The sequence below is a fragment of the Streptomyces capparidis genome, from assembly GCF_054782095.1.
Genome location: NZ_BAAGTD010000020.1, coordinates 1 through 23,458 on the forward strand (window position 1 = coordinate 1; position 23,458 = coordinate 23,458).

General features: G+C 74.0%; 25 protein-coding genes and 1 tRNA gene. 16 read left to right on the forward strand and 10 right to left on the reverse strand.

Translation table 11 applies throughout. The annotated features are described in order from the left end of the window. The first annotated feature begins 174 nt into the window (after nt 1-174). The 3 genes from ACYVO2_RS17665 to ACYVO2_RS17675 all read left to right on the forward strand — a co-directional run bounded on the left by ACYVO2_RS17665 (nt 175) and on the right by ACYVO2_RS17675 (nt 3,791). Entirely contained in the window at nt 175-1,722 is a 1,548-nt protein-coding gene (locus ACYVO2_RS17665) for a lipopolysaccharide biosynthesis protein (protein ID WP_461008806.1), read from the forward strand. Nucleotides 1,723-1,843: 121 nt separating this feature from the next. Continuing rightward, complete coding sequence (locus ACYVO2_RS17670; RefSeq protein WP_461008807.1) at nt 1,844-3,340, forward strand: fibronectin type III domain-containing protein; 1,497 nt, start codon at nt 1,844-1,846, stop codon at nt 3,338-3,340. A 22-nt stretch (nt 3,341-3,362) separates the two neighbouring features. After that, on the forward strand, nt 3,363-3,791 hold the full coding sequence (locus ACYVO2_RS17675) for an adenylyltransferase/cytidyltransferase family protein (protein ID WP_461008808.1): 429 nt from the start codon (nt 3,363-3,365) through the stop codon (nt 3,789-3,791). 5 nt (nt 3,792-3,796) lie between these two features. Here ACYVO2_RS17675 and ACYVO2_RS17680 read toward each other — a convergent pair whose 3' ends face one another. Next, nucleotides 3,797-4,510 (reverse strand): CDP-alcohol phosphatidyltransferase family protein, encoded by a 714-nt coding sequence (locus tag ACYVO2_RS17680; protein ID WP_461008809.1) that lies wholly within the window; start codon nt 4,508-4,510, stop codon nt 3,797-3,799. 278 nt (nt 4,511-4,788) lie between these two features. Between ACYVO2_RS17680 and ACYVO2_RS17685 the strand changes: the two genes are divergently transcribed. Next, nucleotides 4,789-6,126 (forward strand): glycosyl hydrolase family 28-related protein, encoded by a 1,338-nt coding sequence (locus ACYVO2_RS17685; protein ID WP_461008810.1) that lies wholly within the window; start codon nt 4,789-4,791, stop codon nt 6,124-6,126. A gap of 73 nt (nt 6,127-6,199) precedes the next feature. Beyond that, on the forward strand, nt 6,200-6,529 hold the full coding sequence (locus ACYVO2_RS17690; RefSeq protein ID WP_461008811.1) for a chaplin family protein: 330 nt from the start codon (nt 6,200-6,202) through the stop codon (nt 6,527-6,529). 40 nt (nt 6,530-6,569) lie between these two features. Here ACYVO2_RS17690 and ACYVO2_RS17695 read toward each other — a convergent pair whose 3' ends face one another. Further along, nucleotides 6,570-7,178, reverse strand: a complete 609-nt coding sequence (locus ACYVO2_RS17695; protein ID WP_461008812.1) for a TetR/AcrR family transcriptional regulator — start codon at nt 7,176-7,178, stop codon at nt 6,570-6,572. Nucleotides 7,179-7,361: 183 nt separating this feature from the next. Here ACYVO2_RS17695 and ACYVO2_RS17700 point away from each other — a divergent pair, with 183 nt between their 5' ends. Continuing rightward, nucleotides 7,362-8,507 carry an acyl-CoA dehydrogenase family protein gene (locus ACYVO2_RS17700; RefSeq protein ID WP_461008813.1) on the forward strand — a complete coding sequence of 382 codons (1,146 nt, stop codon included), beginning with the start codon at nt 7,362-7,364 and terminating at the stop codon, nt 8,505-8,507. A 43-nt stretch (nt 8,508-8,550) separates the two neighbouring features. Here ACYVO2_RS17700 and ACYVO2_RS17705 read toward each other — a convergent pair whose 3' ends face one another. After that, nucleotides 8,551-10,143 (reverse strand): alkaline phosphatase D family protein, encoded by a 1,593-nt coding sequence (locus ACYVO2_RS17705; RefSeq protein WP_461008925.1) that lies wholly within the window; start codon nt 10,141-10,143, stop codon nt 8,551-8,553. Nucleotides 10,144-10,561: 418 nt separating this feature from the next. Here ACYVO2_RS17705 and ACYVO2_RS17710 point away from each other — a divergent pair, with 418 nt between their 5' ends. Next, nucleotides 10,562-11,185, forward strand: coding sequence for a TetR/AcrR family transcriptional regulator (locus ACYVO2_RS17710; RefSeq protein ID WP_461008814.1), 624 nt, complete (start codon nt 10,562-10,564; stop codon nt 11,183-11,185). An 82-nt stretch (nt 11,186-11,267) separates the two neighbouring features. Here the strand turns inward: ACYVO2_RS17710 and ACYVO2_RS17715 are convergent, their stop codons facing one another. After that, complete coding sequence (locus ACYVO2_RS17715) at nt 11,268-11,849, reverse strand: Uma2 family endonuclease (RefSeq protein WP_461008815.1); 582 nt, start codon at nt 11,847-11,849, stop codon at nt 11,268-11,270. 162 nt (nt 11,850-12,011) lie between these two features. Between ACYVO2_RS17715 and ACYVO2_RS17720 the strand changes: the two genes are divergently transcribed. Both ACYVO2_RS17720 and ACYVO2_RS17725 read left to right on the forward strand, forming a co-directional pair. Beyond that, the gene (locus tag ACYVO2_RS17720) at nt 12,012-13,202 is read left to right on the forward strand and encodes an XdhC family protein (RefSeq protein WP_461008926.1); all 1,191 of its coding nucleotides are present in this window, start codon (nt 12,012-12,014) and stop codon (nt 13,200-13,202) included. A 309-nt stretch (nt 13,203-13,511) separates the two neighbouring features. Beyond that, the gene (locus ACYVO2_RS17725) at nt 13,512-15,152 is read left to right on the forward strand and encodes a TROVE domain-containing protein (RefSeq protein WP_461008816.1); all 1,641 of its coding nucleotides are present in this window, start codon (nt 13,512-13,514) and stop codon (nt 15,150-15,152) included. An 82-nt stretch (nt 15,153-15,234) separates the two neighbouring features. Here ACYVO2_RS17725 and ACYVO2_RS17730 read toward each other — a convergent pair whose 3' ends face one another. Next, the gene (locus ACYVO2_RS17730; protein WP_461008817.1) at nt 15,235-15,768 is read right to left on the reverse strand and encodes a hypothetical protein; all 534 of its coding nucleotides are present in this window, start codon (nt 15,766-15,768) and stop codon (nt 15,235-15,237) included. Nucleotides 15,769-16,073: 305 nt separating this feature from the next. Between ACYVO2_RS17730 and ACYVO2_RS17735 the strand changes: the two genes are divergently transcribed. Beyond that, nucleotides 16,074-16,607, forward strand: a complete 534-nt coding sequence (locus ACYVO2_RS17735; protein ID WP_461008818.1) for a hypothetical protein — start codon at nt 16,074-16,076, stop codon at nt 16,605-16,607. Nucleotides 16,608-16,665: 58 nt separating this feature from the next. Here ACYVO2_RS17735 and ACYVO2_RS17740 read toward each other — a convergent pair whose 3' ends face one another. Both ACYVO2_RS17740 and ACYVO2_RS17745 read right to left on the reverse strand, forming a co-directional pair. Next, nucleotides 16,666-17,622, reverse strand: a complete 957-nt coding sequence (locus ACYVO2_RS17740; RefSeq protein WP_461008819.1) for a D-alanine--D-alanine ligase family protein — start codon at nt 17,620-17,622, stop codon at nt 16,666-16,668. A 40-nt stretch (nt 17,623-17,662) separates the two neighbouring features. Next, entirely contained in the window at nt 17,663-18,973 is a 1,311-nt protein-coding gene (locus ACYVO2_RS17745) for an aminotransferase-like domain-containing protein (RefSeq protein ID WP_461008820.1), read from the reverse strand. 167 nt (nt 18,974-19,140) lie between these two features. On the opposite strand from ACYVO2_RS17745, the gene ACYVO2_RS17750 reads away from it, so the two are divergent. From ACYVO2_RS17750 to ACYVO2_RS17760, 3 genes are all read left to right on the forward strand, one after another. Next, a tRNA-Trp gene (locus ACYVO2_RS17750) sits at nt 19,141-19,217 on the forward strand. 63 nt (nt 19,218-19,280) lie between these two features. Then, the gene (locus ACYVO2_RS17755; protein WP_461008821.1) at nt 19,281-20,738 is read left to right on the forward strand and encodes a hypothetical protein; all 1,458 of its coding nucleotides are present in this window, start codon (nt 19,281-19,283) and stop codon (nt 20,736-20,738) included. 95 nt (nt 20,739-20,833) lie between these two features. After that, nucleotides 20,834-21,382, forward strand: a complete 549-nt coding sequence (locus ACYVO2_RS17760; protein WP_461008822.1) for a YwqG family protein — start codon at nt 20,834-20,836, stop codon at nt 21,380-21,382. Nucleotides 21,383-21,448: 66 nt separating this feature from the next. Here the strand turns inward: ACYVO2_RS17760 and ACYVO2_RS17765 are convergent, their stop codons facing one another. From ACYVO2_RS17765 to ACYVO2_RS17775, 3 genes are read right to left on the reverse strand one after another with little or no spacing between them, the layout of a single operon-like run. Beyond that, the gene (locus ACYVO2_RS17765) at nt 21,449-21,640 is read right to left on the reverse strand and encodes a DUF397 domain-containing protein (protein WP_461008823.1); all 192 of its coding nucleotides are present in this window, start codon (nt 21,638-21,640) and stop codon (nt 21,449-21,451) included. Next, a complete protein-coding gene (locus ACYVO2_RS17770; RefSeq protein ID WP_461008824.1) occupies nt 21,637-21,858 on the reverse strand; it encodes a DUF397 domain-containing protein in 222 nt (73 codons plus the stop codon). The genes ACYVO2_RS17765 and ACYVO2_RS17770 overlap by 4 nt, the downstream gene beginning before the upstream one ends. After that, nucleotides 21,818-22,678, reverse strand: coding sequence for a helix-turn-helix domain-containing protein (locus tag ACYVO2_RS17775; protein ID WP_461008825.1), 861 nt, complete (start codon nt 22,676-22,678; stop codon nt 21,818-21,820). The genes ACYVO2_RS17770 and ACYVO2_RS17775 overlap by 41 nt, the downstream gene beginning before the upstream one ends. 138 nt (nt 22,679-22,816) lie before the next feature. Here ACYVO2_RS17775 and ACYVO2_RS17780 point away from each other — a divergent pair, with 138 nt between their 5' ends. Genes ACYVO2_RS17780 through ACYVO2_RS17790 form a run of 3 tightly spaced genes read left to right on the forward strand, consistent with a single transcriptional unit; the run spans nt 22,817 to nt 23,456 of the window. Further along, nucleotides 22,817-23,011 (forward strand): hypothetical protein, encoded by a 195-nt coding sequence (locus ACYVO2_RS17780; RefSeq protein WP_461008826.1) that lies wholly within the window; start codon nt 22,817-22,819, stop codon nt 23,009-23,011. Nucleotides 23,012-23,022: 11 nt separating this feature from the next. Then, complete coding sequence (locus tag ACYVO2_RS17785) at nt 23,023-23,247, forward strand: hypothetical protein (RefSeq protein ID WP_461008827.1); 225 nt, start codon at nt 23,023-23,025, stop codon at nt 23,245-23,247. Further along, the gene (locus ACYVO2_RS17790) at nt 23,247-23,456 is read left to right on the forward strand and encodes a hypothetical protein (protein ID WP_461008828.1); all 210 of its coding nucleotides are present in this window, start codon (nt 23,247-23,249) and stop codon (nt 23,454-23,456) included. Before ACYVO2_RS17785 ends, ACYVO2_RS17790 begins: the two co-directional genes overlap by 1 nt. Nucleotides 23,457-23,458 lie beyond the last annotated feature (2 nt).

Here is a 23,458-nt window from a genome sequence, read left to right on the forward strand (position 1 = left end):
GCCCGCCGCCCGCCCGCCCGTCGCCCCCGCCCCCGGCCCGCGCCGCGGCGGACTCGGCGCCCGCGGCGGACCCGGCGAACGGGGACGCCGCGCCCGCGGCGCCGGGGCGGGACGCCTCGCCGCCCGGTTCGCCGGACGACCACGGCGCGATGACGCGGTGGCGGTGAGCCCGCGGTGGCGGTGACCGCTGGGGAGGCGGGCGCGGGGGCTCCCGCGGACCGGCGGGCCGTCACCCGCACCGTGCGCGGCGGCTGGTTCGGGTTCGCCGGGGCCGCGGTGAACGCCGTGTTCGGGTTCGTGCTGGTGGCCGTGGTCACCCGGGCGCTGGGGGCGCACGGGGCGGGCGCGGTGTTCACCGGGGTGGCGGTGTTCACGGTGGCGTGCCACGCCTGCAAGCTGGGCGCCGACACCGGCCTGGTGCGGTTCGTCTCCGGGGACCTGGCCACCACCGGCGGGGCTCGGATACCGGCGCTGCTGCGCACGGCCGTGCTGCCGGGGGCGGTGGCCGCCACCGCGGGCGCGGCGGTGCTGCTGGCCGTGCCGGACCTGGCCGCGGCGGTGCTGCCGGACCTGCCGCGCGAGGACGCGGTGCGACTGGTGCGGCTGTTCGCGGTGTTCCTGCCGGTGGCGACGGTGTCGCTGGTGTGGCTCGGGGCGACCCGCGGGTACGGCACGGTGCTGCCGTTCGTCGGTGTGGAGCAGATCGGCAAGCCGGTGCTGCGGGTGCTGATCGCGCTGCCGCTGGCGCTGGCGGCGCCGGGGGTGCTGGCGCTGTCCGCGGCGTGGCTGGTGCCGTCGCTGCTCGGCGCGGTGGTGGCGTGGTGGGCGCTGCGGCGGGCGCGCCGGTCGCACGCGCACGTCCCGGCGGACGCGGGCGGGCTGGGGCGGGAGTTCTGGGCGTTCGCGGGGCCGCGCGCGGTGTCGTCGCTGTTCGACATCGCGGCGGTGTGGGTCGGGGTGATCCTGCTGTCGGCGCTGGGCAGCAGCGCGGACGCGGGCGTGTACACGGCGATCGGGCGGCTGGTGACGGCGGGCACGCTGCTCCAGCTCGCGGTGCGGCTGGCGGTGGCGCCGCAGATCTCCGGTCTCGTCGCGGCCGGGCGGCAGGAGGAGGCGCGGCACCTGCACCGGCTGTCCACGCGCTGGGTCGTGCTGTTCTCCTGGCCGCTGTTCGCGGTGCTGGCGGCGTTCCCCGGCACGGTGCTGTCGCTGTTCGGCGGGGGCTTCGACGACGGGGCGGCGGCGCTGGCGGTGCTGTGCGCGGCGTGCGCGGTGAACGTGGGCGTGGGCAACGCGCAGACGGTGATCCTCATGGCGGGCCGCAGCACGTGGAACCTGGCCGTGGCGGGCGCGTCCTTCGCCGTCCAGGTGGGCCTGGGCGTGCTGCTGGTGCCCCGGCACGGGGTGCTGGGGGCGGCGGTGGCGTGGGCGGCGGCGATGGTGGTGGACAACGTGGCGTCGGCGCTGCTGGTGCGGCTGCGGCTGGGGTTCACCACGGTGGACGGCGGCTACCGGGCGGCGGTCGCGCTGGGCCTGGTGGCGGCGGGCGCGGTGGCGGCGGGGGCGCGCGCCGGGCTCGGTGACTCGGTGGCCGGTGCCCTGGTCGGCGCCGTTTCGGTGTTCGCGGTAACTGTGATGGGTGTGTGGCGCTATCGTGAAGCGCTGGGGGTGGGCGAGTTCCTCGGAGCGCTGCGCCGCGACACCGCGCGGGACTCGTCATGACGGCTTGCCACCTGCGGTGACACCGCGCACGGGGTCCGGCCTCGACCGGCCCCGCCTCCACCTTCGCACCGACTTCAGCACCAGGGGGGAACCCGTGTCCCGAAGAAGCCGAAGAGCACGCGTGTTGTCGGCCGTGGTCGCCTCCACGACCGCGGCCGTCGTCACCGTGGCGTCCTCCGCGGGGCCGGCCGCCGCCGCGGACCAGTCCACCCTCACCGCCGACCCGATGGCCACCTGGCAGACCAACGGCATCGTGTGGTCGATGGCGTACGCCAAGGGCGTGATGTACGTCGGCGGCACGTTCACCAAGGTCCGCCCGCCGGGCGCGGCCGCGGGCGCCTCCACCGAGGTGGCGCGCACCAACTTCGCCGCGTTCAACGCCACCACCGGCGAGCTGCTGCCCTGCGCCCCGGCGTTCACCGGCGGCTCGGGCACGGTCCGCGCCATGGAGGCGTCGCCGGACGGCTCCCGGCTGTACATCGGCGGCTCCTTCGGCAGCGCGGGCGGCGTCGGGGTGTCCAACACCGCGGCGCTGGACACCGCCACCTGCAAGATCGGCACCGCCTGGCGGCCCCAGGTCACCGCCACGGTGCGGGCCATCGAGGCGGTGGAGTCCACCGTGTACCTCGGCGGCGACTTCACCACGGTCGCGGGCCAGACCCGGCAGCGGGTGGCCGCGGTGAGCACCACCGGGGCGCTGCTGCCGTTCAAGGCCACCCTGGACCTGCCGGTGCGGGCCATCACCGCCTCCCCGGCGCACGGCAAGGTGCTGGTCGGCGGCGACTTCACCACCGTCAACGGCTCCGCCTCGCGCGCCCTGGCGGCGCTGCACCCGACCACGGGCGCGACCGTGCACCGGTTCTCCTCCACCACCTGGATCCCGGCGAACTCCGTGGTGAAGTCGCTGGCCAACGACGGCACCGACTTCTACCTGGGCGCGGAGGGCACCGGCGGCGGCGTGTTCGACGGGCGGGCCGCGGGTTCGCTGGCCACCGGCCTCCTGAAGTGGAAGGACACCTGCCTGGGCGCCACCCAGTCGGTGCTGCCCTACGACGGCGTGCTGTACAGCGGCTCGCACGCGCACAACTGCGGCAGCACCCCGGGCGGCTTCCCCGAGCACAACAACCGGCAGCACCTGCTGGCGCAGTCCACGAAGGACAAGACGATCCTGCCGTGGTTCCCGGACACCAACGACGGCATCGGCGAGCAGATCGGCCCGCGCGCCATGGCGATGGCCGGGGACATCCTGTGGGTGGGCGGCGAGTTCACCACCGTCAACGACAAGGCGCAGCAGGGCCTGACCCGCTTCCCCGCCTCGCCCGACACCGGCGCCCCGCAGGTGCCGATCATGTCCGGCTCCAGCCCGTCCACGGGGAAGATCACGCTGACCTGGAAGGCGTCGTGGGACCGGGACGACGCGGTGCTGACCTACCGGATCTACCGGGACGGCACGCTGTACAAGACGCTGACCAAGGAGTCCCGCTACTGGGACCGGCCGAACATGAGCTTCACCGACACCGTCGCGCCGGGCTCCTCGTACCGCTACTCGCTGGAGGTCACCGACGGCGAGAACGTCTCCGGCCGCAACGGCCCGGTGCTCGTCACGGCGAAGAGCTGAACCGCGGATCCCAGGGGGGGACATGGCTGAGCGAGTGGGGTACGCGCCCGGGGTCTACGACCTGTTCCACGTCGGGCACCTGAACATCCTGCGGCACGCCAAGAGCCGGTGCGACCACCTGATCGCGGGGGTGGTCTCGGACGAGATGGCCGAGCTGGCGAAGGGGCGGGCGCCGGTGGTGCCGCTGGCGGAGCGGCTGGAGATCGTGCGCAGCATCCGCTTCGTGGACGCGGCGTTCGTGGAGACGGTGCCGGACAAGCTCGAGACCTGGCGGCAGGTGCGCTTCGACGTCATCTTCAAGGGCGACGACTGGCGCGGCACCGAGAAGGGCGACCGGCTGGAGCGCGACTTCGCGTCCGTGGGCGTGGAGGTCGTGTACTTCCCGTACACCGTGCACACGTCCAGCACGCTGCTGCGCAGTGTGCTGGACGGCCTGGTGGACAGCGCCTGAGCCGCTCAGCGGCGTCCGGCGCGGGACAGCTCCCGGTACCACTTCGCCAGGAACGCCACCAGGAACAGCACATGGGCGGCGAGCAGCGCGCAGTACCCGGCGAGGAACGCGTCCTCGTTGCCGAGGAGCAGGAAGACGAAGCAGAAGACCCCGTAGTCGGCGGGGAGCAGCGCCAGGGAGCGGAGGGTGGAGGCCGGGGCGGGCGGCCCCGCCTCCGCTCTCCGCTTCAACTGCTCGGTGAGGATGCCGCCGAAGAACACCATGACGGCGGCGAACTGGAAGGCGATGGGCGCGAGCAGGAACCCTGTGTCCGGGAGGTCGAAGAACCGGTAGAACGACAGCAGCACCGCCATGTGCAGGGCGAGCATCTTCGCGCAGTCCACGACGTGGTCCAGCCACTCGCCCGACGGGCTGCCCGACCTGGTGAGGCGGGCGAGCTGCCCGTCGGCGGAGTCCAGGGCGAAGCCGGTGACCAGCGCGAGGAACACGCCGAGCGCCATGGGATGCGAGGGGGGGACGGCGGCGACGATGCCGATTCCGGTGAAGGTGAACACGGCGCTGACCAGCGTCACCTGGTTGGGGCTCAGGCCCAGGCGGTACGCGGCCGCGGCGAACACCCGCCCGGCGGGCCGGTTGACGAAGCGGGAGTAGACCGACACGCCCTTGCCGGGCTTCTGCGCGGCCTTCAGCTCCCTGACCGTCCGCGTGAAACCGCTCACTTCCGGCTCCCCCTCGCCCCACCCCCGGCGCCCCGCCGGGAACCCGCGCCCGGGCCGGAGGAACGTGTGCCATGACCTGCGACGGCCGTGCGGCGCCCGGCGGGCGGCGCCTGCCGCGCGCGACAGTCTCGCACGCGCCGTGGCCGCCGCACACGCGGGTGCGGCGCCCGCCCGCCGCGCGCGCCCCCGACCGCCCCGTCCCCGACCGCACCGCCCCGACCCGCACCGCACCGCACACCGCCACCGCACACCGCCACCGCACCGAAAGGACCCCCACCATGGCCGTCCCCCGTCGCCCCGAAGGGGAGCCCTCCCCCGCCCGGCGTGCCAGCCGCAGGGCGCTGCTGACGGGCGGCGCCGCCCTGGCCGCCGGATCCCTGTCCGCCTGCGACGCCCAGGGCGCCCCCGCCCCCCGGGACACCCCCACCATCGGCCGCACGGGGGCCGCGGTCGCCGGGCGCAAGCCGAAGGGCGACGACGTGGTGGACGTGGTCGCCGACTTCGGGGCCAAGGGCGACGGCCGCACCGACGACAGCGCCGCGTTCGAGGAGGCGTACCGCTACGCGGCGTCCCGGGTGTGGGGCCACGTGGGCCGCACGGTCGTGGACGTCCCCGCGGGCAGCTACGTCGTCCGGCGCCCGCACGCGCTGCTGAACGGGGACCGGCCGGACCGCAAGGCCAACGGGCTGCGGTTCCGGGGCGCGGGCAAGCGGATGACGGAGATCGTGTTCGCGCCGCCGACGTCGGAGGACGCCTATCTGTGCCGCAACGACGACATGTGGGCGAACCTGATGTTCGAGCAGTTGCGGTTCCGGTCGGCGACGCCCGGCGCGTCGTTCTTCTACTCGTACTCCACGGGGCAGGCGCAGGACTACCGCTTCTCCGAGTGCGAGTGGACCGGCGAGTGGACGTACGGCCTCGCGCTGGACGGCTCCAACACCAACTCCGAGATGCGCTGGGACGCCTGCCGGGTGGGCGGCGCCTACCGCAAGGCGTTCCTGTACTCGGGCCTGTCGAAGCGGTCGGAGAACGAGGCGCAGCAGGACCAGTTCCTCAACTACTGGTTCAACGACATGAAGGTCGAGTACGAGTGGGGCAACTTCCTGGAGTTCCCCTACGGCGGCTCGATCACCTGCCGGGGCGGCTCGTACATCGTGACCGGGCGGCGGCCCTCGGACGACGAGGAGTACGGGCGCGCGTCCACCTTCTTCCGCTTCCCGCGGGGCAGGCACTTCGACGCGGTGCAGCGCTTCCACGCCGAGGACATCCGCTTCGAGGTGCGCGGCCCGGACGTGATCGTGATGGACTGCGCCTGGAACAGCGGGACGGTGCACTTCAACGACTGCGACGACACCGCGAACGCGTTCAAGGACTTCTCCGACTCCGCGCGCCCGCACCGCTACGACATGGGCCCGCGCGGCCCGCTGGTGCGCTACGACTCCTGCCAGCTCACCGGCAGGCACGAGTACCGCGCCGTGCGGCCGGGGGCGGAGCAGCCGACGGTGGTCAGGTACGACATGTGCCTGTTCAAGAACCACCCGGTGGACGACTTCCTGGTCACGGAGGGCAAGCTGCGCGAGGGCTTCGCGCGGATCGTGGACTGCCTCGGCAGTTAGGCGGGGGAAGTCCGTCCGGGTAACCGGGCGTGACCGGGCGTGACCGGACAGGCGTGCGGCCGTTACGCCTGGCATGACCAGGCGTACGACAGCGGCCCTCGTCGGCCTCACCGCGACCGCGGTCCTCACCGGTGCGGCCGGGGCGGGCCCCGCGCATGCCACGAGTGTCATCGGCCTGCTCAACAGCGGGTTCGGCAACGGGTGCGACACCGGCGGTTCGGCGGACTCCCGGGGCAGCGCGTCGCGGAACCCCGGCCCGGTGACCGGGAACGTGATCGGGCTGCCGACGAGCAGCCCGACGAACACCTGCGGCATCGCCGGGCTGCCCCTGCCGCCGCTGCCCGGCCCCGGTCCGCTGGCCCCGCTCGGCAAGGCGGCGCCGCTGGTGGGCGCGCTGACCTGAGCCGGGCGCCCGCGGCGCCGCGGGGCAGGGCCGCCGCGGGTCAGGGCGCCGCGATCCCGTGCAGCAGCAGGGACGCCAGCTCCTCGTAGGCGTCGGCGTCGCCGAGTCCGGCGCGGTGGGTGATCTCGCCGCGCTGGATGGCCACCATGGAGGCGCTGACGACCTCCGCCACGAACGCCGCGTGCACCTTGCGGAACGCCCCGCTCCGCACGCCCTCGTCCACCAGCTCGCGCACCCGCCCGGCCGCGATCCGGGTGTTGCGCTCGTAGACCTCCAGGGCGGGCGGGAACGCGGCCAGGTCCGCGTAGAAGCGGGCGGAGGCGGGCCGCAGCTCCCGGGCGACCGCCGACAGATAGGCCACGACCCGGTCCCGGGCGTCCGCCGCGCGCGCGGTGCGCTCCTCCACGTGCTGCGCCGCCCGCCGGAAGAAGTGCTTCACCACGGCCACGGCCAACTGCTCCTTGCTGCGGGCCAGGGCGTACAGGGTGGACTTGGAGCAGTGCAGCCGCCCGGCGAGGTCGTCGAGCGTGAAGTCGGCGAAGCCTTCCTTCAGGAAGAGGGCGACCAGTTGGTCGAACAGCTCGGCCTGCCGTCCGGTGAGGCCGCGCCCGCCGGGGCGGGCCGTGGGGATCCCGGTTCTGCCGCTCATGGCTGCCACCTTAACCGCACATGTTTTCGCATCCGGTCCGCCGGGTTCGGCGCTACCATTGACAGTACTGGCGTACGTTCTACAGTACGGTGACCGGTCTCACCCACGGCCGCGCCGCAGCACCCCTTTCGTTGGCTGACCTGCCCCACCAGGGCACCCACCCGGCACCAGACGGAGGCCCCCATGCCGGTCGAACGCATGCTTCCCACCCCCGAGGCCCGCGACCTGATCGAGCTCACCCGGGAGATCGCCGACCGGGAGCTGGCGCCCCGGGCCGCCGACCACGAGGCGGAGGGGCGCTTCCCGCGCGAGGTCTTCCGCACGCTGGGCCGCGCCGGGCTGCTGTCCCTGCCCTACGACGAGGAGTACGGCGGCGGCGGCCAGCCGTACGAGGTGTACCTCCAGGTGGTGGAGGAGATCGCGGCCCGCTGGGCGAGCGTGGCCGTGGGCGTGAGCGTGCACGCCCTGTCCTGCTATCCGCTGGCCGCCTTCGGCACCGAGCGGCAGCGCCGGGAGCTGCTGCCGCCGCTGCTGGAGGGCGCGCTGCTCGGGGCGTACTGCCTGTCGGAGCCGCAGGCGGGCTCGGACGTCTCCTCGATCAGGACCCGGGCGGACAAGAGCGAGACCGGCTTCACCCTCACCGGCACCAAGGCGTGGACGACCCACGGCGGCGAGGCGGACAGCTACACCGTCTTCGCCCGCACCGGGAGCGACCCCCGGCACGGCATCTCCTGCTTCGTGGTGGACGCCGCCGCGCCCGGCCTGTCCTTCGGCGCGCCGGAGCGGAAGATGGGCCTGACCGGCTCCACCACCACGGCCGTGAACTGGGACGGCGTGCCGGTGCCCGCGGAGCGGCTGGTCGGCGCCGAGGGGCAGGGCATGGCGATCGCGCTGTCCGCCCTGGACTCCGGCCGTCTGGGCATCGCCGCCGTCGCCACGGGGCTGGCGCAGGCCGCGCTGGACGAGGCGGTGGCGTACGCCAAGGAGCGCGAGCAGTTCGGCCGGCCGATCGCCGAGCACCAGGGCCTGGGGTTCCTGCTCGCGGACATGGCGGCGGCCGTGGACTCGGCCCGGGCGACGTACCTGCACGCGGCGCGGCGGCGCGACGCGGGCCTGGCGTTCTCCCGCGAGGCGTCCGTCGCCAAGCTGGTCGCCACGGACGCGGCGATGAAGGTGACCACCGACGCGGTGCAGGTGCTCGGCGGGTACGGCTACACCCGGGACTTCCCGGTGGAGCGGTACATGCGCGAGGCGAAGGTGACGCAGATCTTCGAGGGCACCAACCAGATACAGCGGCTGGTGATCAGCCGCCATCTGACGCGGGCGTGAGCCCGGCGGGACCCGGTGCGCCGGGCCCCGCCGGGCCGCGGCGTCAGGCGGGCTTCAGCCCGGGGTCGCCCGCCTCGGAGACGAACGAGGCCGCGGTGCTCAGCGTCCCGCCCCGGTGGGTGACGGCGGAGACGACCTTGTAGTCGGCGCGCAGTTGCCCGGTGCCGAGGGTGACCGCCACGTACCCGCGCTGCCCGTTGTAGAACTTCAGGTGCGGGTTGGCGCCGGTGAGGGCGCCGTGGTTGGCGGGCACGGCCGCGCCGTCCTTGCCGCTGGTGGTGGAGGTGCCGACCAGTTCCACGCCGACGGTGCGCGAGGCCGGGTCGGCGAAGTCCCGCTTGATGTCGAACGCGTAGTGCACGTGCACGTCGCCGGTGAGCACCACCACGTTCTCCGCCCCGGCCGCGTCGATCCCGGCCAGGACGCGCTCGCGGGCGGCCGGGTAGCCGTCCCAGGCGTCCATGCTGACCCTGGCCGGCCGGGCGGAGTTCTCCAGGCGCTGGGAGAACACCACCTGCTGCGGGATGACGTTCCAGGTGGCGCCGGAGGAGCGCAGCCCGTCCAGCAGCCAGCGCTCCTGGGTGGCGCCGAGCATGGTGCGGGACGGGTCGCGGCTCTCGTCGCCGGGGACCTTCCAGCCGTCGCCGTTCGCCTGGTTGCTGCGGTACTGGCGGGTGTCGAGGATGTCGAACTGGGCCAGCTTCCCGTAGGAGAAGCGGCGGTACAGGCGCATGTCGGGGCCGGTGGGCCGCTGGGGGGCGCGCAGCGGCATGTTCTCCCAGTACGCGCGGTAGGCGGCGGCGCGGCGGATGAGGAACTCCTCCGGCGGCACGTCGTTCTCGGGGATGTCGTCCGCGTAGTTGTTCTCGGTCTCGTGGTCGTCCCAGGTGACGAGCCACGGGAAGGCGGCGTGCGCGGCCTGGAGGTCGGGGTCGGACTTGTACAGGGCGTAGCGCAGCCGGTAGTCCTCGAGGGTGATGGTCTCGGTGTTGAACACCGCGGGCAGCGACTGGTCGCCGGTGTAGCCGCGGGCGCCCCCGGCGGCGTTCACCGCGTACTCGTAGAGGTAGTCGCCGGTGTGGAACACCGCGTCGAGGTCCTCGTCCGCGAGGTGGCGCAGGGCGGTGAAGTACCCGTCGTGGTACGCCTGGCAGGACAGCACGCCCAGGCGCATGTCGGTGACGGGGGCGCCGGGCGCGGGGACGGTCCTGGTGCGGCCGGCCGGGCTGGTCCACCGGCCGACGCGGAAGCGGTACCAGTACACGCGGTCGGGGGCGAGGCCGTTGACCTCGACGTGCACCGCGTGGTTGAACGCCGGGTCGGCCCAGGTGTAGCCGCGGCGCAGGACACGGTCGAACCGCTCGTCCGTGGCGACCTCCCACCGCACGCTCACCCTGCCGTTCGGCATGCCGCCGGCCGGCTCGAAGGGGGCGGGGGCGAGGCGGGTCCACAGGACGACGCCGTTCGGGGCGGGGTCGCCCGAGGCGACGCCGAGGGTGAACGGGTCGCCGGAGAGGTCGGCGGCGCGGGCCTCGGCGGCGTGCGCGGACGGCAGGTTGACGCTGAACGCCAGCGCGGCGGCAGCTCCGGTGACGGTCAGGAACCGGCGCCGGGTCAGCCGCGCCGCCTCGCGCATCGCGGACGCGTCCGCCGTCCGGTCGGCGGCACCCGTGGTGTGTGCTGTGCTCGGCATGTGAGCCCCTCCCCTCACGCGCACCTTGCGCGAACGGGTGCCATTGCAGGGGCCGGGGGCGGCCGGGCGCTGTCAAGAACACAACAAGGAGATGAAGGTCGGACGAGTTCCGGCGGCGCATGCGGACAGACGGCCGGGAACGGGGGGAAGGGGAGATGGCCGACACAACCACCGCGGGCGGCCCGCGGCCGGGCCCGGTCGTCGGCGCTCCGCCGGGCCGCTCCGCCCCGGCGGCCCGGCACGGCGCCCCCCGCGGCCACCGCCGCCTCCACCACCGTCACACACCGATGCTTCCCCGATATCGGAGTGAGTCCTCACTCCGACCTTGCCGGAGTGAATACTCACTCCGTACGATGAACACATGAGCACATCCCCTTCGCGGCGCCGGGCGCCGGGAATGAGCCCCGAGGAGCGGCGGGCGATGATCGTGGCGGCGGCGCTGCCGCTGGTCGTCGAGCACGGCGCCGCGGTGACCACCGCCAGGATCGCCCGCGCCGCGGGCATCGGGGAGGCCACGGTGTTCCGGGTCTTCGCCGACAAGGACGAGCTGCTGGACGCCTGCGTCGCCGAGGCGCTCAGCCCCGACCACGCCGTGCGGGAGATCGCCTCGATCCCCCTGGAGCAGCCGCTGGCCGCGCGGCTCGCGCGGGCCGCCGAGGCGCTGGAGGCGGACGTGGCCAGGATCGGCGCGCTGCTCGGCGCGCTGCGGGCCTCCGGCCACGGCGGCCGCGGCGGCCGCCGCGGGGAGCCGGGGCCCGGCTCCGGGCCGGCCCCGGACCGGGAGGCGTCGATGGCGGCGGTCAGGCAGGCCCTGGCGGAGCTGTTCGCGCCGGAGCGGGACCGGCTGCGGGTGCCGCCGGAGCAGGCGGCGGCGGTCTTCCTCGGCCTCCTGTTCACCCGCCTCCGGCCGGAGGGACCCACGGGCCTGGACACGGCCGGGCTGGTGGACGTGTTCCTGCACGGCGTCGCCGGGGCGGGGGCGTGACGGTCACCCGGCAACCGCCCGCACACCCCGGCCGACGGCCGCGTTCACGGACGCCGCGGAAACCCCTTCACAGTGACAGGCCCTAGAAGTCGGCGGTGTCCAACGGGAAGGAGAAGGGAGCGGGGAGGTCGAGGGCCTTGCCGAGCAGGGTGGTGTGCGTGTCGGTGTAGTCACCTTTTCCCGGGTGGGAGAAAAGGGCGACTTCGCCGGCCGAGCGATCCACCAAGAGGTAGAGCGGAATTCCGCCACGCGCGTAGGCCCGCCGCTTCGGCCCCCGGTCCCGGGGATGCGACCCGGGAGAGGTCACCTCCACCACCATGGCGATGCCCTCGCAGCGCATCCAGGACGGGGCGTCACGGAAAGCCCAGTTCTCTGCGACGGCGAACGTCACGTCAGGAATCAGGTGCTCGTCGGGCGCACCCTTCGTCCCGGGCACGACCAGCCCCTTGTGCCCGGAGAAGTGCATGTCCGTGGCGGAGTTCCTGATCACCTGCGTGACGACAAGGCTGATGATGCTTTCGTGATCCCCATCCGGCGGCGGCGACACGACGAATTCCCCCTCGATCAACTCGGCTCGATAACCCTCGGGGGTTTGCAGCTCGAGAAAATCGGCCAGGAGGCTCTCCTCCGGCGTCTGCGACCGCTCGCATGTCATGGCACTCATACTGCTCCCCTCCTTTCTTCGGCGCCAACCCTAGGAAGCCGGAAACTCCTCACCGGGCCGGATACGGCCCGGTCACCCGAACGGAGGAGTTTGACACCGCTCGCACCCCGTCGCCCCCGCCGCCGGGAGGCGAGTGCCGCGGCGGTGCACAGTAGGGGTGTGATGCGTGACGTCGTGGAGGACCTGGAGCGCTGGTGGCGGGGCGGGGAGGCCGTGGGGGTGGCGACCGTGGTGGCCGCTTGGCGGTCCGCGCCGCGTCCGCCCGGGGCGGTGATGCTGGTGGGGCCGGACGGCACCGCCGTGGGCAGTGTGTCGGGCGGGTGTGTCGAGGGGGCGGTGTACGAGGCGGCGCGGGAGGTGCTGGGCGGTGGGGCGCCGCGCCTGGAGCGGTACGGGGTCAGTGACGACGACGCGTTCGCGGTCGGGCTGACCTGCGGCGGGACCATCGAGGTGTTCGTGGAGCGGGTGGACCGCGCCTCGTTCCCCGAGCTCGGCGAGGCCGCCGCTTCCGTCCGGGCCGGGGCGCCGGTGGCCGTGGCGACGTGCGTGGCCCTCGCCGGGGCGGACCCCGCCGGGCGGCTCGGCCGCCGCCTGGTGGTGTGGCCGGACCGCACCGCGGGCTCCCTGGGCTCGGCGCGCCTGGACGCGGCGGCGGCCGACGACGTGCGGGGCCTGCTCGCCACCGGCCGGTGCGGCACCCTGCGGTACGGCTACGACGGGGAGCGCAGGGGCGACGAGCTGACGCTGTTCGTGTCGGCGCACACCTCCCCGCCCCGGATGATCGTCTTCGGCGCCATCGACTTCGCCGCGGCCGTCGCCCGGATCGGCGCGTTCCTCGGCCACCGGGTGACGGTGTGCGACGCGCGCCCCGTCTTCGCCACCGCCCGCCGCTTCCCGGACGCGCACGAGGTGGTCGTGGCCTGGCCCCACCGCTATCTGCGCGCCGAGGCGGAGGCGGGCCGCCTCGACGAGCGCACCGTGGTGTGCGTGCTCACCCACGACCCGAAGTTCGACGTGCCCGTGCTGGAGGTGGCGCTGCGCCTGCCGCTGGCCTACGTCGGCGCGATGGGCTCCCGCCGCACCCACGACGACCGGCTCGCCCGGCTGCGGGAGGCGGGGCTGACCGGGGAGGAGCTGGCCAGGCTCTCCTCACCGCTGGGCCTGGACCTGGGCGCCCGCACCCCGGAGGAGACCGCGGTGAGCATCGCCGCGGAGATCGTCGCGGACCGGTGGGGCGGCACCGGGGAGCGGCTGACGGCGCTGAAGGGGCGCATCCACCACGTGCCCGCCGAGCCGCCGGGGCCGCGGCCGCCCGCGAATACTCGGGTGCACCCGGACCAGCCGCTCCACTAGGCTCTGGCCTCAGCTTCGACGCGCGCCTCCCGGTGCGCTCAGGCCCCGGTTACTTCTTTGCAAGAGAATCACACACCGGAGCCGCCTTGATCTCGGGAGGCGGACGTCGGGGCGCCCGGTGCGCAGGCAGCGGATACTTCTCCGGACCGGATTCCCGCACCCGGGGATCCCGCGGGTTCGAATCCCGCCGCCGGCCCCGGCCGGTGTGGGCGAGTGGCCGAAGCCATCCGATCGTTCCGCCGCCGCTTCCCCATGTCCTCGGGCGCCACCGCCGTTCCGCCTCCCCCGTTCCACGGGGGAAGTGCCTTCATGGCCAAGTTCAACACCCGCGCGGCCCGCCCCGCGGTGACCTCGCCGGTGCGGTCCACCGGTGCGACCGCCGCCACCCACCAGGGCGGCGGCGGCCATCTGCGGGACGCCAAGGGCGAGCTGTTCCTGCTGGCCGTCACCAACATGGTGGGCGAGCAGACGTTCTACGAGAGCGCGGAGGGCCGCGACGACCGGTACCGCACGCTGGTGCGGCAGCTCGCCGTCGAGGACCCGGCGTGGACCGCCCGCCTGCTGCGCTGGCTGCGCTCGGAGGCCAACCTGCGCTCGGCGTCCCTGGTGGGCGCCGCCGAGTACGTGCACGCCCGCCTCGCCGCGGGCGAGCCCGCCCCGGCCGACCCGGCCGCCGCCCACCGCCGCGTGGTGGCCTCCGTCCTGAGGCGGGCGGACGAGCCCGGGGAGCTGCTGGCCTACTGGACGTCCCGGCACGGCCGGGCCATCCCCAAGCCGGTCAAGCGCGGCGTCGGGGACGCGGTGCGGGAGCTGTACACCGAGCGGTCGCTGCTGAAGTACGACACCGCCGCGCGCGGCTTCCGCTTCGCGGACGTGCTGGAGCTCACCCACCCTTCCCCGGCCGGCCCCGAGCAGGGCGAGCTGTTCCGGCACGCCATCGACCGCCGCCACGGCCGCGGCGACGACGTCCCGCCGTCCCTGCCCCTGCTGCGGGCCCGCGCCGACCTGGCCCGCCTCCCCGTCCCCGACCGCCGCGCCCTGCTCACCCGCCCCGGCGCCGCGGACATCCTCGCCGCCGCCGGCATGACCTGGGAGGCCCTCGCCGGCTGGCTCCAGGGCCCGATGGACGCCGCGGCGTGGGAGGCCGTCATCCCGTCCATGGGGTTCATGGCGCTCCTCCGCAACCTCAGGAACTTCGACCAGGCCGGGGTGGGTGACGAGGCGGCCGAGGGGGTGGCGCGGATGCTGGGCGACCCGGGGCGGGTGGCGCGGTCGCGGCAGTTGCCGATGCGGTTCTACTCGGCGTACAACGCGGCGCCTTCGCTGCGCTGGGGGCACGCGCTGGAGAAGGCGCTGATGGCGTCGCTGGGGAACATCCCGGTGCTGCGCGGGCGCACCCTGGTGCTGGTGGACACCAGCACCTCGATGCAGAGCAGGTTCTCCCGCGACGGGACGCTGATGCGCTGGGACGCCGCCGCGCTGTTCGGGATCGCGCTGGGGCTGCGCTGCGCGTCCGCCGACGTGGTGTCGTTCTCCAGCTCCCGCCGGTACTGGGGCGACCCGCCCGGCGCGCTCACCAAGGCGTTCCCGCTGCTGCCGGGCGAGTCGCTGCTGAAGGCGCTGGGGCGGTGGAAGGACGGCGGCTGGTTCCTCGGCGGCGGCACGGACACGGCGCTGGCGCTGCGCCGGGAGTTCTCCGGCCACGACCGGGTGGTGGTGCTGACCGACGAGCAGTCCTCCCACGACGCCGTGGAGGTGACGGAGTCCGTCCCGGCGGGCGTCCCCATGTACACGTGGAACCTGGCCGGGTACCGGGTGGGCCACGCCCCGTCCGGCGAGCGGAACCGGCACACTTTCGGCGGCCTGACCGACACCGCGTTCCGCATGATCGGGCTGCTGGAGTCGGGCCGGGACGGGACGTGGCCGTGGGAGGAGCGCGCGGCGGAGTGACGCCCGGGCCGGGGCGGTCGCCCGGCCCGGGGTCCGCGGGGCGGGCGGCCGCCCCGCGGGCGCGTCCGGCGGCACACGGGGGTCAGTCGTGGCTGGCCTCCCACTCGCCGTCCCACGTGCCGTTGTACACGGCGCCCGAGGACTCGGTGGTCAGGCAGGTGTACTGGTTGTAGCGGATGAGGTTGGCGCAGAGCGTCCCCCCGGTTCCGGCGTCGGTGTTGAAGTCGTACCGGAAGCGCATGCCGTTGCGCCATTCGCAGGTGCTCAGCCAGACCGAGTTCTTGTCCGTCTTGGCGTCGGTGGCCAGGCACAGGCCGGTGGCCCGGTTCTGCAACTGGTGGAAACGGGGGTCCGTGGTGTCGTTGCCGCGCCAGTCCCACTGCTGGTTCCAGCTATTGGAGTCGCACCACTTCATGAAGGCCCTGGCGGTGCCGTCCGAGCTCCTCTCCCCGCTCGTCAGGCAGTGGGTCCCGAACTTGCTGTTCATGAACCTCCAGTACGTGGGGGCCTCGGCGGCGGCGTTCGCGGTGGTCGGGGCGCCGATGCCGACGGCCGCGGTCACCGCGAGGAGGGCGAAGGTGGCGGCGGCGGACTTCTTGAGCCTGGTCAACGTCATGGCCGGAAAACCTAGCCGGATATCCGTTCGAACGTCACCGATCGTCCGCACAATACGGCTTCCCGTCACCTCGCGTTCGACAGAGTGTCATGTTCCGGTTCGCCGACGGAAAGTCGGGGGACGGCCGCGGCCCCGCTCACCCGCGAGTGGTCAACGGACTGCGGACTCCCGCCCAACAGCGGGTTTCCGCCGCCCGTCGCCCGTCGGAAATCTCCCGGGAATTCAGCGGCTCTCGCCCGTTTCCTCCGCTCGGGCCGTGCGTTCGGTGCTGGTGGGGCGACAAATTCCCCCGCTACGTTTCGGCCATGAAGTCCACCTGGCTCAAGAAGCGCCTGGGCACCCTGGTCGCGGCCCTCTCCCTGGCCGCGGGTGTCGCCGTCATGCTGCCCGCCCCCGCGCAGGCGGCGCCCTCCCCCGTCTACTGGACCTTCCGGAACCTGTGGGTGGGCATGGGCGACCAGTGCCTGACCGGCGGCAAGCTGGACGGCGGCACCTCCCGTGTGTTCATGGCGACCTGCAACGGGAGCAACTTCCAGCAGTGGGACTGGCGCGGCTCCGACCCGGACAGCCCGATCCCGCACCACCAGCTCCAGAACAAGGCCACCGGCACCTGCCTGGCGACCGACAACAAGAGCTACAACGGCAACGCCGTGTGGACCAGCACCTGCGAGTGGCGGCGGGGCATGCGCTTCCACTACTACGCCGACTCGCACTACCTGTGCCCGCTGCTGACCAGCCCGAGCCCCTGCCTGAGCGCGCAGAACAACGGCGCGGTGTACGGCAACACCAACCTCTCCCCCGACATCGCGAAGGACGGCTGGATCGGCACCCACTCGTGACCGGGTCCCGCCCCGGTCCCGCCGCCGGGGCGGGGTCGTCCCGTGCCCGGGGCGGCGCTCACCGCCGGGCGCGGGCCGCCGCCCTGGCGGCCAGGTCGCGGCAGAGGACGCCGAAGTCGCGGCCCGCCGCCTGAAGGGCCATGGGGAAGGTGCTGGTCTCCGTCATCCCGGGGGCGACGTTGGTCTCCAGGACGAAGACCTCGCCGGACCCGGTGACGATCATGTCGGTGCGGGAGAGGTCGCGCAGGCCCAGGACCCGGTGGGCCAGCAGGGCCACCCGCGCCGCCTCGGCCGCCACCGCCTCGGGGACGCGGGCGGGGGTGAAGAACTCGACCGCGCCCGCGGTGTACCGGGCGGTGTAGTCGTACCGGCCGCCGCGGGGGACGATCTCCACGGCGGGCAGCGCGGCGGGCCCCTCCCCCAGGTCGGCCACCGCGACGGCGATCTCCGTGCCGGTCACGCACCGCTCCACCAGCGCCTCGTCGTGGTGGGCGAAGCACGCCATCAGCGCCTCGGGCAGTTGCTCGGCCGCGTCCACCCGACTCACCCCGAACGCCGATCCGCCCGCGCGCGGCTTGACGAACAGCGGCAGCCCGAGCCGCTCGGCGAGCCGCGCGGTCAGCGCCGCCGCGCCCAGGTCGTGGAACGCCTCCCTGGGCAGCGTCACCGACTCGGGGGTGCGCGCGCCCGCCCGGGTCAGGATCTCCTTGGCGACGGACTTGTCGAACGCGGTCCGGCACGCCCCGGGCGCCGCCCCCACGTACGGCACGCCCGCCAGCTCCAGCACCTCCTTTATGGTGCCGTCCTCGCCGGCGATGCCGTGCAGCACGGGGAAGACCGCGCTCGGCGGGTCGGCGGCCAGTTCGTCCAGCAGCCCCGCGTCCACGTCGCGCACGCTCGCCTCCACCCCGGCGTGGCGCAGCGCCCGGCTCACCCGGGCGCCGGAGCGCAGCGACACCTCGCGCTCCGCGGACAGGCCGCCCGCGACGACGACCACCCGCTCCAGGTCACTCACGATGGGTCCTCCTCGGCTCGCAGGTCGTCACAGCGGGTCGTCACACCAGGTCGGGGCCGGGCGTCTGGGGTCCGGCGGCCCGCGGCGGGGACGCCGTCCCGAAGGTCTCCCGCATCCGCAGCTCGGCGGTGACCACCCGGGCCAGCCGGGCCACGCCGTCGCGGATGCGCTCCGGTGGCGGGTAGCAGAACGACAGGCGCATGTGCCGCCGCCCGGTGCCGTCCGCGTAGAAGCCGGTGCCCGGCACGTACGCCACGCGCGCGGACACCGCCCGGGGCAGCATCGCCTTGGCGTCGAGCCCCGGCGGCAGGGTCACCCACACGAAGAACCCGCCGCCGGGGGTGGTCCAGCTCACGCCGGGCGGCATGTGGTCGGCCAGGGCCCGCAGCATGGCGTCGCGCCGCTCGGTGTACATCTCGCGGAACTGCTTGAGCTGCTGCGCCCACGGCTGGGTGCGCAGGTACCGGTCCACGGCGAGCTGGGCGAACGCCGAGTGGGACAGCATCGCCGACTCGGCGGCCAGCACCAGCTTGTCGCGGACGGCCGCCGGGGCGAGCGCCCACCCGACCCGCAGCCCCGGCGCGAGGGTCTTGGAGAACGACCCGAGGTAGACGACGTCGCCGGGCGCGTCGGCGCGCAGCGCCCGCCGGGGCCCGCCGTCGAAGTACAGCAGCCCGTACGGGTTGTCCTCCACCAGCAGCACCCCGGCCGCGCGGCACACCTCGACCACCCGCGCCCGCCGCCGGTCCGCCAGGGTGACGCCCGCCGGGTTGGAGAAGGTGGGGACGGTGTAGAACAGCTTCGCCGGGCGGCCCTCGCCCTCCAGCCGGGCGAACACCTCCCCCAGCGCCTCGGGGACCACCCCGTCCCCGTCCATGGGGACGTGCTCCACCCGGGCCTGGTGGGCGGCGAACACCCCGAGCGCGGTGACGTAGGTGGGCGCCTCGGTGACCACGGTGTCCCCCGGGTCCAGGAACACCCGGGCGACCAGGTCCAGCGCCTGCTGGGAGCCGACCGTCACCACCACGTCGTCGGCGTGGGCGTCGATGCCCTCCAGCGCCATCACCTCGCAGATGGCCTCCCGCAGCGACGGGTCGCCCTGCGCCGAGCCGTACTGGAGCGCCACGGCCCCCCGCTCGGCGACCAGCTCCGCCATCATCGCCCCGACCGCGTCCAGGGGCAGCGCCGACACGTTCGGCATGCCCCCGGCCAGCGACACCACCTCGGGCCTGGACGCCACCGCGAACAGCGCCCGCACCTCGGACGCCACCATCCCGGCGGCCCGCTGCGCGTACCGCCCGTGCCACGGATCGACGCCCGTCCCGCGGCGCCGCGGTTCCACCGGTTCCATGCGCGGCCTCCCTGTGTCGGACGAAGGCTCGGAGTGCCGAGCCTAGCCGGAGGGCGGGCGCGGGCCCGTCCGGGCGCGGCCGCCGCGCCGCCGTCCGCGGACGGACGGGCCGCCGGGAAAAGCCGTGGCGGCGGGCGGTTCCGCCGTGGCAGGGTGATCGGCGTCGAAGGGGTGTAGCTCAGCAGGCCAGAGCGCCGGTCTCCAAAACCGGATGTCGCAGGTTCGACTCCTGTCACCCCTGCCACGAGCCGCGGCGCGCGGCCCCGGCCCGCGCGGCCGGGCCGCCGCCGCGGACCGGTGCGCGCCGGTGCACGGGCTGCCGGAGGACGTGATCGGGTACCCGGCGGCCGGGTCGGCGGGGTACCTGCGGGCGGAGTGGGGGCTCACCGGGCACGGGTGGTGGGCGGGCTGGTGCCCGGGGCTGTCGGTGGGGTGCGGGAGACTGCGCGGACAGTCGGTCGCCGGGAGGTTTCGGGTGCGGGACAGCTACGCGGTGGAGGAGTTCGTCGGGCACTCCGAGCGCTGCGATCAGCAGAGCGAAGGGCTTCTTGACGACGGCTGGGACGAGTTCGTGGACATCCCGGTCCGTGTGCATCTGCTCGACCGGTGGCTCGGCGAGGACGGTCCCGCGGGATCCGGCGTGCTCGCGGCGGCGCGGACGACGGGGCAGGACGTCGAGCTGACGCCGGAGGCGCTGCCGGGGAGCGGGCTGTTCGGGGCCGTGGACTCCGCCGGGCGGGTGCGGCGCGAGCCCCGCGCGTGCCGGACCGTCCCGGTGGCGGAGGCGGCCTCGGCCGTGGAGCGCGCCCTGCGGGCCGGGGGCGGCACGCCGTCGCGGCGCGTCGCGCTGCTCGCCGCCGACCTGCGCGCGGTGCTCGACGCGGAGGGGCGGGAGGCGGCGCTGGTGACGGTGGCGGACCCGGCCACCGGCGCGGTCGCGGAGGACGAGACGCATGTGGTGCTGTCGTGGAACGGCGGGCTGGTCCGCGTCAGCGTCGTGCCCCGCCCCGGAGGCGGCGAGCCGATCGACCCGGCGTGCTCCTTCGCGGGCTGCCCGGACGGAGCCCGGATCGCGCCGGAGGAACACGGGCTCACCGAGGCCCGGGGGCGGGCCGTGTGCGCCGGGACGGTGCTGGCGGCCCTGCTGGGGTGCGACGGGCGCGCCGCGTTCTCCGTCGGATGGCGGCCGCACGGGATCGACCCCGGGCACCCCGACCGTCTCACCGCCGTCCGCGCCTGGTGGGAGAGCACGCCCTGGCACGACCAGTACCCGGACGACCACATGGACGTCTACTACGACTACGGCGCGGGCGACTGGCTCGGCCGTCACCGGCACCTGGCGCCCACGCCGGAGCAGATCGCCGACGAGGACGGCGACGACTACCCCGGCCGGGACTGCCTGGTCCTCGCCGACCCCGCCGAGCCGCGGGCAGAGGGGTGGTTCGCGGTCGGCGACCCGATGCTCCCGCTGGACGGCGGCACCCTCCTCGCCCAGGTCGAGGCGTTCCGCGCGGCGTGCCGGGAGCAGGCCGCGGCACCGGGCGAGCTGGTGGACCCCCTGATCGACGAGCTGCTCGCCGGGCCGCTGGAGCGGGTCGGAGGGCCGGAGCGCCGGATGCTCGCCTGGGCCGACGCCGTCGGCACCGGCGCGTTCTGGCACGACGCCGACGGCACGGTCGATGTCCACGAGGACGCGCGGCGGCTGCTGGTCGTCGGGGAGAGGGAGGCGCTGTACCTCGTCTTCAGGGGGGAGATGGGGGCCTGAGGCCGAGCCCGCCGACGGGGAAGGGTGTCGGTGGGCGGGGCTGGCGTTCGGGGAGTCAGGGTGTGCGGTGCCGCGCGATGTGAGAGGAGTCTTCCGTGTCCGAGCAGCGGATCGAGTTCGTGCCCGCCGACGGCCCCGTCCGGGAGCCGGTGACCAAGGTCGGCGGGCAGCCGGTGTGGCTGGAGGAGCCGCAGTGGCCGCTGGGCGCGAGCTCCGGCGAGCCCATGGAGTTCCTGGGGCAGTTCGCGCTGGACGGGGGCCGCCTGGCCTATGTGTTCATGAGCGAGTACGACAACGCGCCCACCGGCACCTGGGACCCCGAGGGCGGGGAGAACGCGGTGATCGTCCAGCCCGGCGGCCGGGTACCGGAGTTCGTCACCGTGCGGGCGCGGGCCGAGGGCCCCACCGCGGGCGACGACCACCTGCCGCGCCCGGCGGAGCGCCACACCTCCGTGTTCCTGGGCGGTCCCGGCGCCTTGCCGGAGTGGGTGCAGGAGGACGAGCACCCCGGCGAGGGCTGGGAGCTGGTGGCGCAGTTGACGGAGGAGCTGCCATTCTTCGTCAACTTCGGTGACGCGGGGGCCGGTTGGGCGTTCGTGTCACCGGACGGCAAGGAGGGGCGGTTCCTCTGGCAGTGCTGCTGAGGCACCGGGGCGAGGCCCCTGGCCCGGGTTGGTGGGGGTCAGGGGCTTCGCCGGTTGCGGAGCAGGTCAGGAGAGTCGGTCGTCGGTGACGGCGGTGATGAAGGCGGCCCACGCCTCGGGGCGGAAGAGGAGGGCGGGGCCGTCGGGGTCCTTGCTGTCACGGACGGGGACGAGACCGGTGGCGGCGACTTGGGAGGGGGACCATTCGAGGCAGTTGCCGCCAGCGCCGTTGCTGTAGCTGGATTTGATCCATTTCACGGGCGCAGCTTCCCTTCTGCGACGGCGGTGATGAATGCGGTCCAGGCTTCGGGGCGGAAGAGGAGGGCGGGGCCGGTGGGGTCCTTGCTGTCGCGGACGGGGACGAGGCCGGAGGTCGTGGCTATGGTGGGGGACCACTCCACGCAGTCGCCGCCGTCACCGTTGCTGTAGCTGGATTTAACCCATGCCACGCTCGAGAGGTCGGGGGTGGTGCTCATCGGAAAGTCCTTCCAGGACGGATCGGAGGAAAGCCGCCGTGTCGCGAGGCGACAGAGCGCAGGCCCTAATCAGATCGTAGTGCCGACGGCGCTCGCTGACGCTTTCCTCGTCCTCGAACAACGTGCCGGTAGCGATGCTTTCCTCGTAGGCGGCCTGGGTCCTGTCCTCCAAGGTCATCAGCTTGAGCGAGCCCCCGAGCAGCGCGTGCTCCCCGTGCGCGAACGGGAGCAACTGGATCGTGATCTGCGGAGCCTGCACCTGCTTGATCAGCGCGGCCAACTGGGCGCGCATGACGGCGGGTCCGCCGACGGAGCGCCGCACCACCGCCTCGTCGAGGACGATCGTCAGGTCCGGCGGGGGCGTGGCACGCAGGAGTTCCTGACGGCTGATGCGGGCCTGCACCTTCTCCTCGATCTGCTCGGGGGTCTGCCTGGGACCGAAGACCCGGAACAGCGCACGCGCGTACTCCTCCGTCTGCACCAGACCGGGCACGACGTCCCCCGCGAACTGGTGGATGATCCGGGCCCTCGTCTCCAGCTCCATGACCCGCCGGTACCGGTCCGGGTGCACCTCCTTCTTCGCCAGCGCGTACAGCCGCACGAAGTGTCCGTCCGTCCCGAACGCCGCGTCGAGCTTGGCCGGGAGCTCCGTGGGGATGATGCTTTCCGCCAGTTCGATGCGGGACAGGTGGCTTCGGGCGAAGTGCACCACCCCCGCCAGGCCCTCCAGCGTCATCCCGGCGTTCTCGCGGTAGCGGCGCATCTCCGCGCCGAAGAAGTGGCGGACGGAACGGTCGGGCGTCAGTGCGTTTTTGCGCATGATCGAAACTCCCCCCTATTGCACGGGAACTGAGGCGCTTCCGATAGTAGGGGCGGGGCGTGACTCTTGCGATACGCATTGTCAATTGCCGCTCGCCCCGAGCGCATTCCACCCGCCCCAAAAGGTTTCCCCGTGTCAATGAAATCCGAACACTCTGACGAATTCCCCGACCGCACCCCGCACCCCCGCGAAACCGAAGACCCGCAGGCCATGGCCGACCTGTCCCGCCGCGTCGCCGACCTCAGCCGTCGCCTCAAGATCCTCAACGTGGAGATCGACAACCACTTCCGGGCGCTCGGCCGACCGGTTCCCAAAGCCGACGAGGGGAATTGAGGGAAGGCAGAATGGAAAAGAACCTTGACTCCGCGGCCCTGAAGGTCGGTCAACTCCTGCTCGACCCGGCCACCGAACGCGTCGGTGTTCTCATGGCGCTGCTTCCGGCCGCCCGGCTCCACTACGACACGGGAGTGCGCGGGCCGCTCGTCGCGTTCCTGCGCCCGGAGCGGGGCGGCCGCGAGTGGACCGCCGACCCGGCCGCGCTGCGCGGTGTCGGCGAGGGGGGCGCCTGATGCCCGTGCCCCTGCCCGCCAAGGTCGTCGTGGTGGACGCGGCCACGATCCGGCTGCGCGACTGGATCCGCGTCGGCGACCGCTACCACGAGGTGGTCGATCTGTTCGCCCTGCAACCCGCGCAGCGGGGGAAGTCGCTGCTGCTGGACGACGGGCGGCTGTACCACCTGGCGCGCGGCGTCCCGCTCACCGCGCACCGCCCGCTGTGACG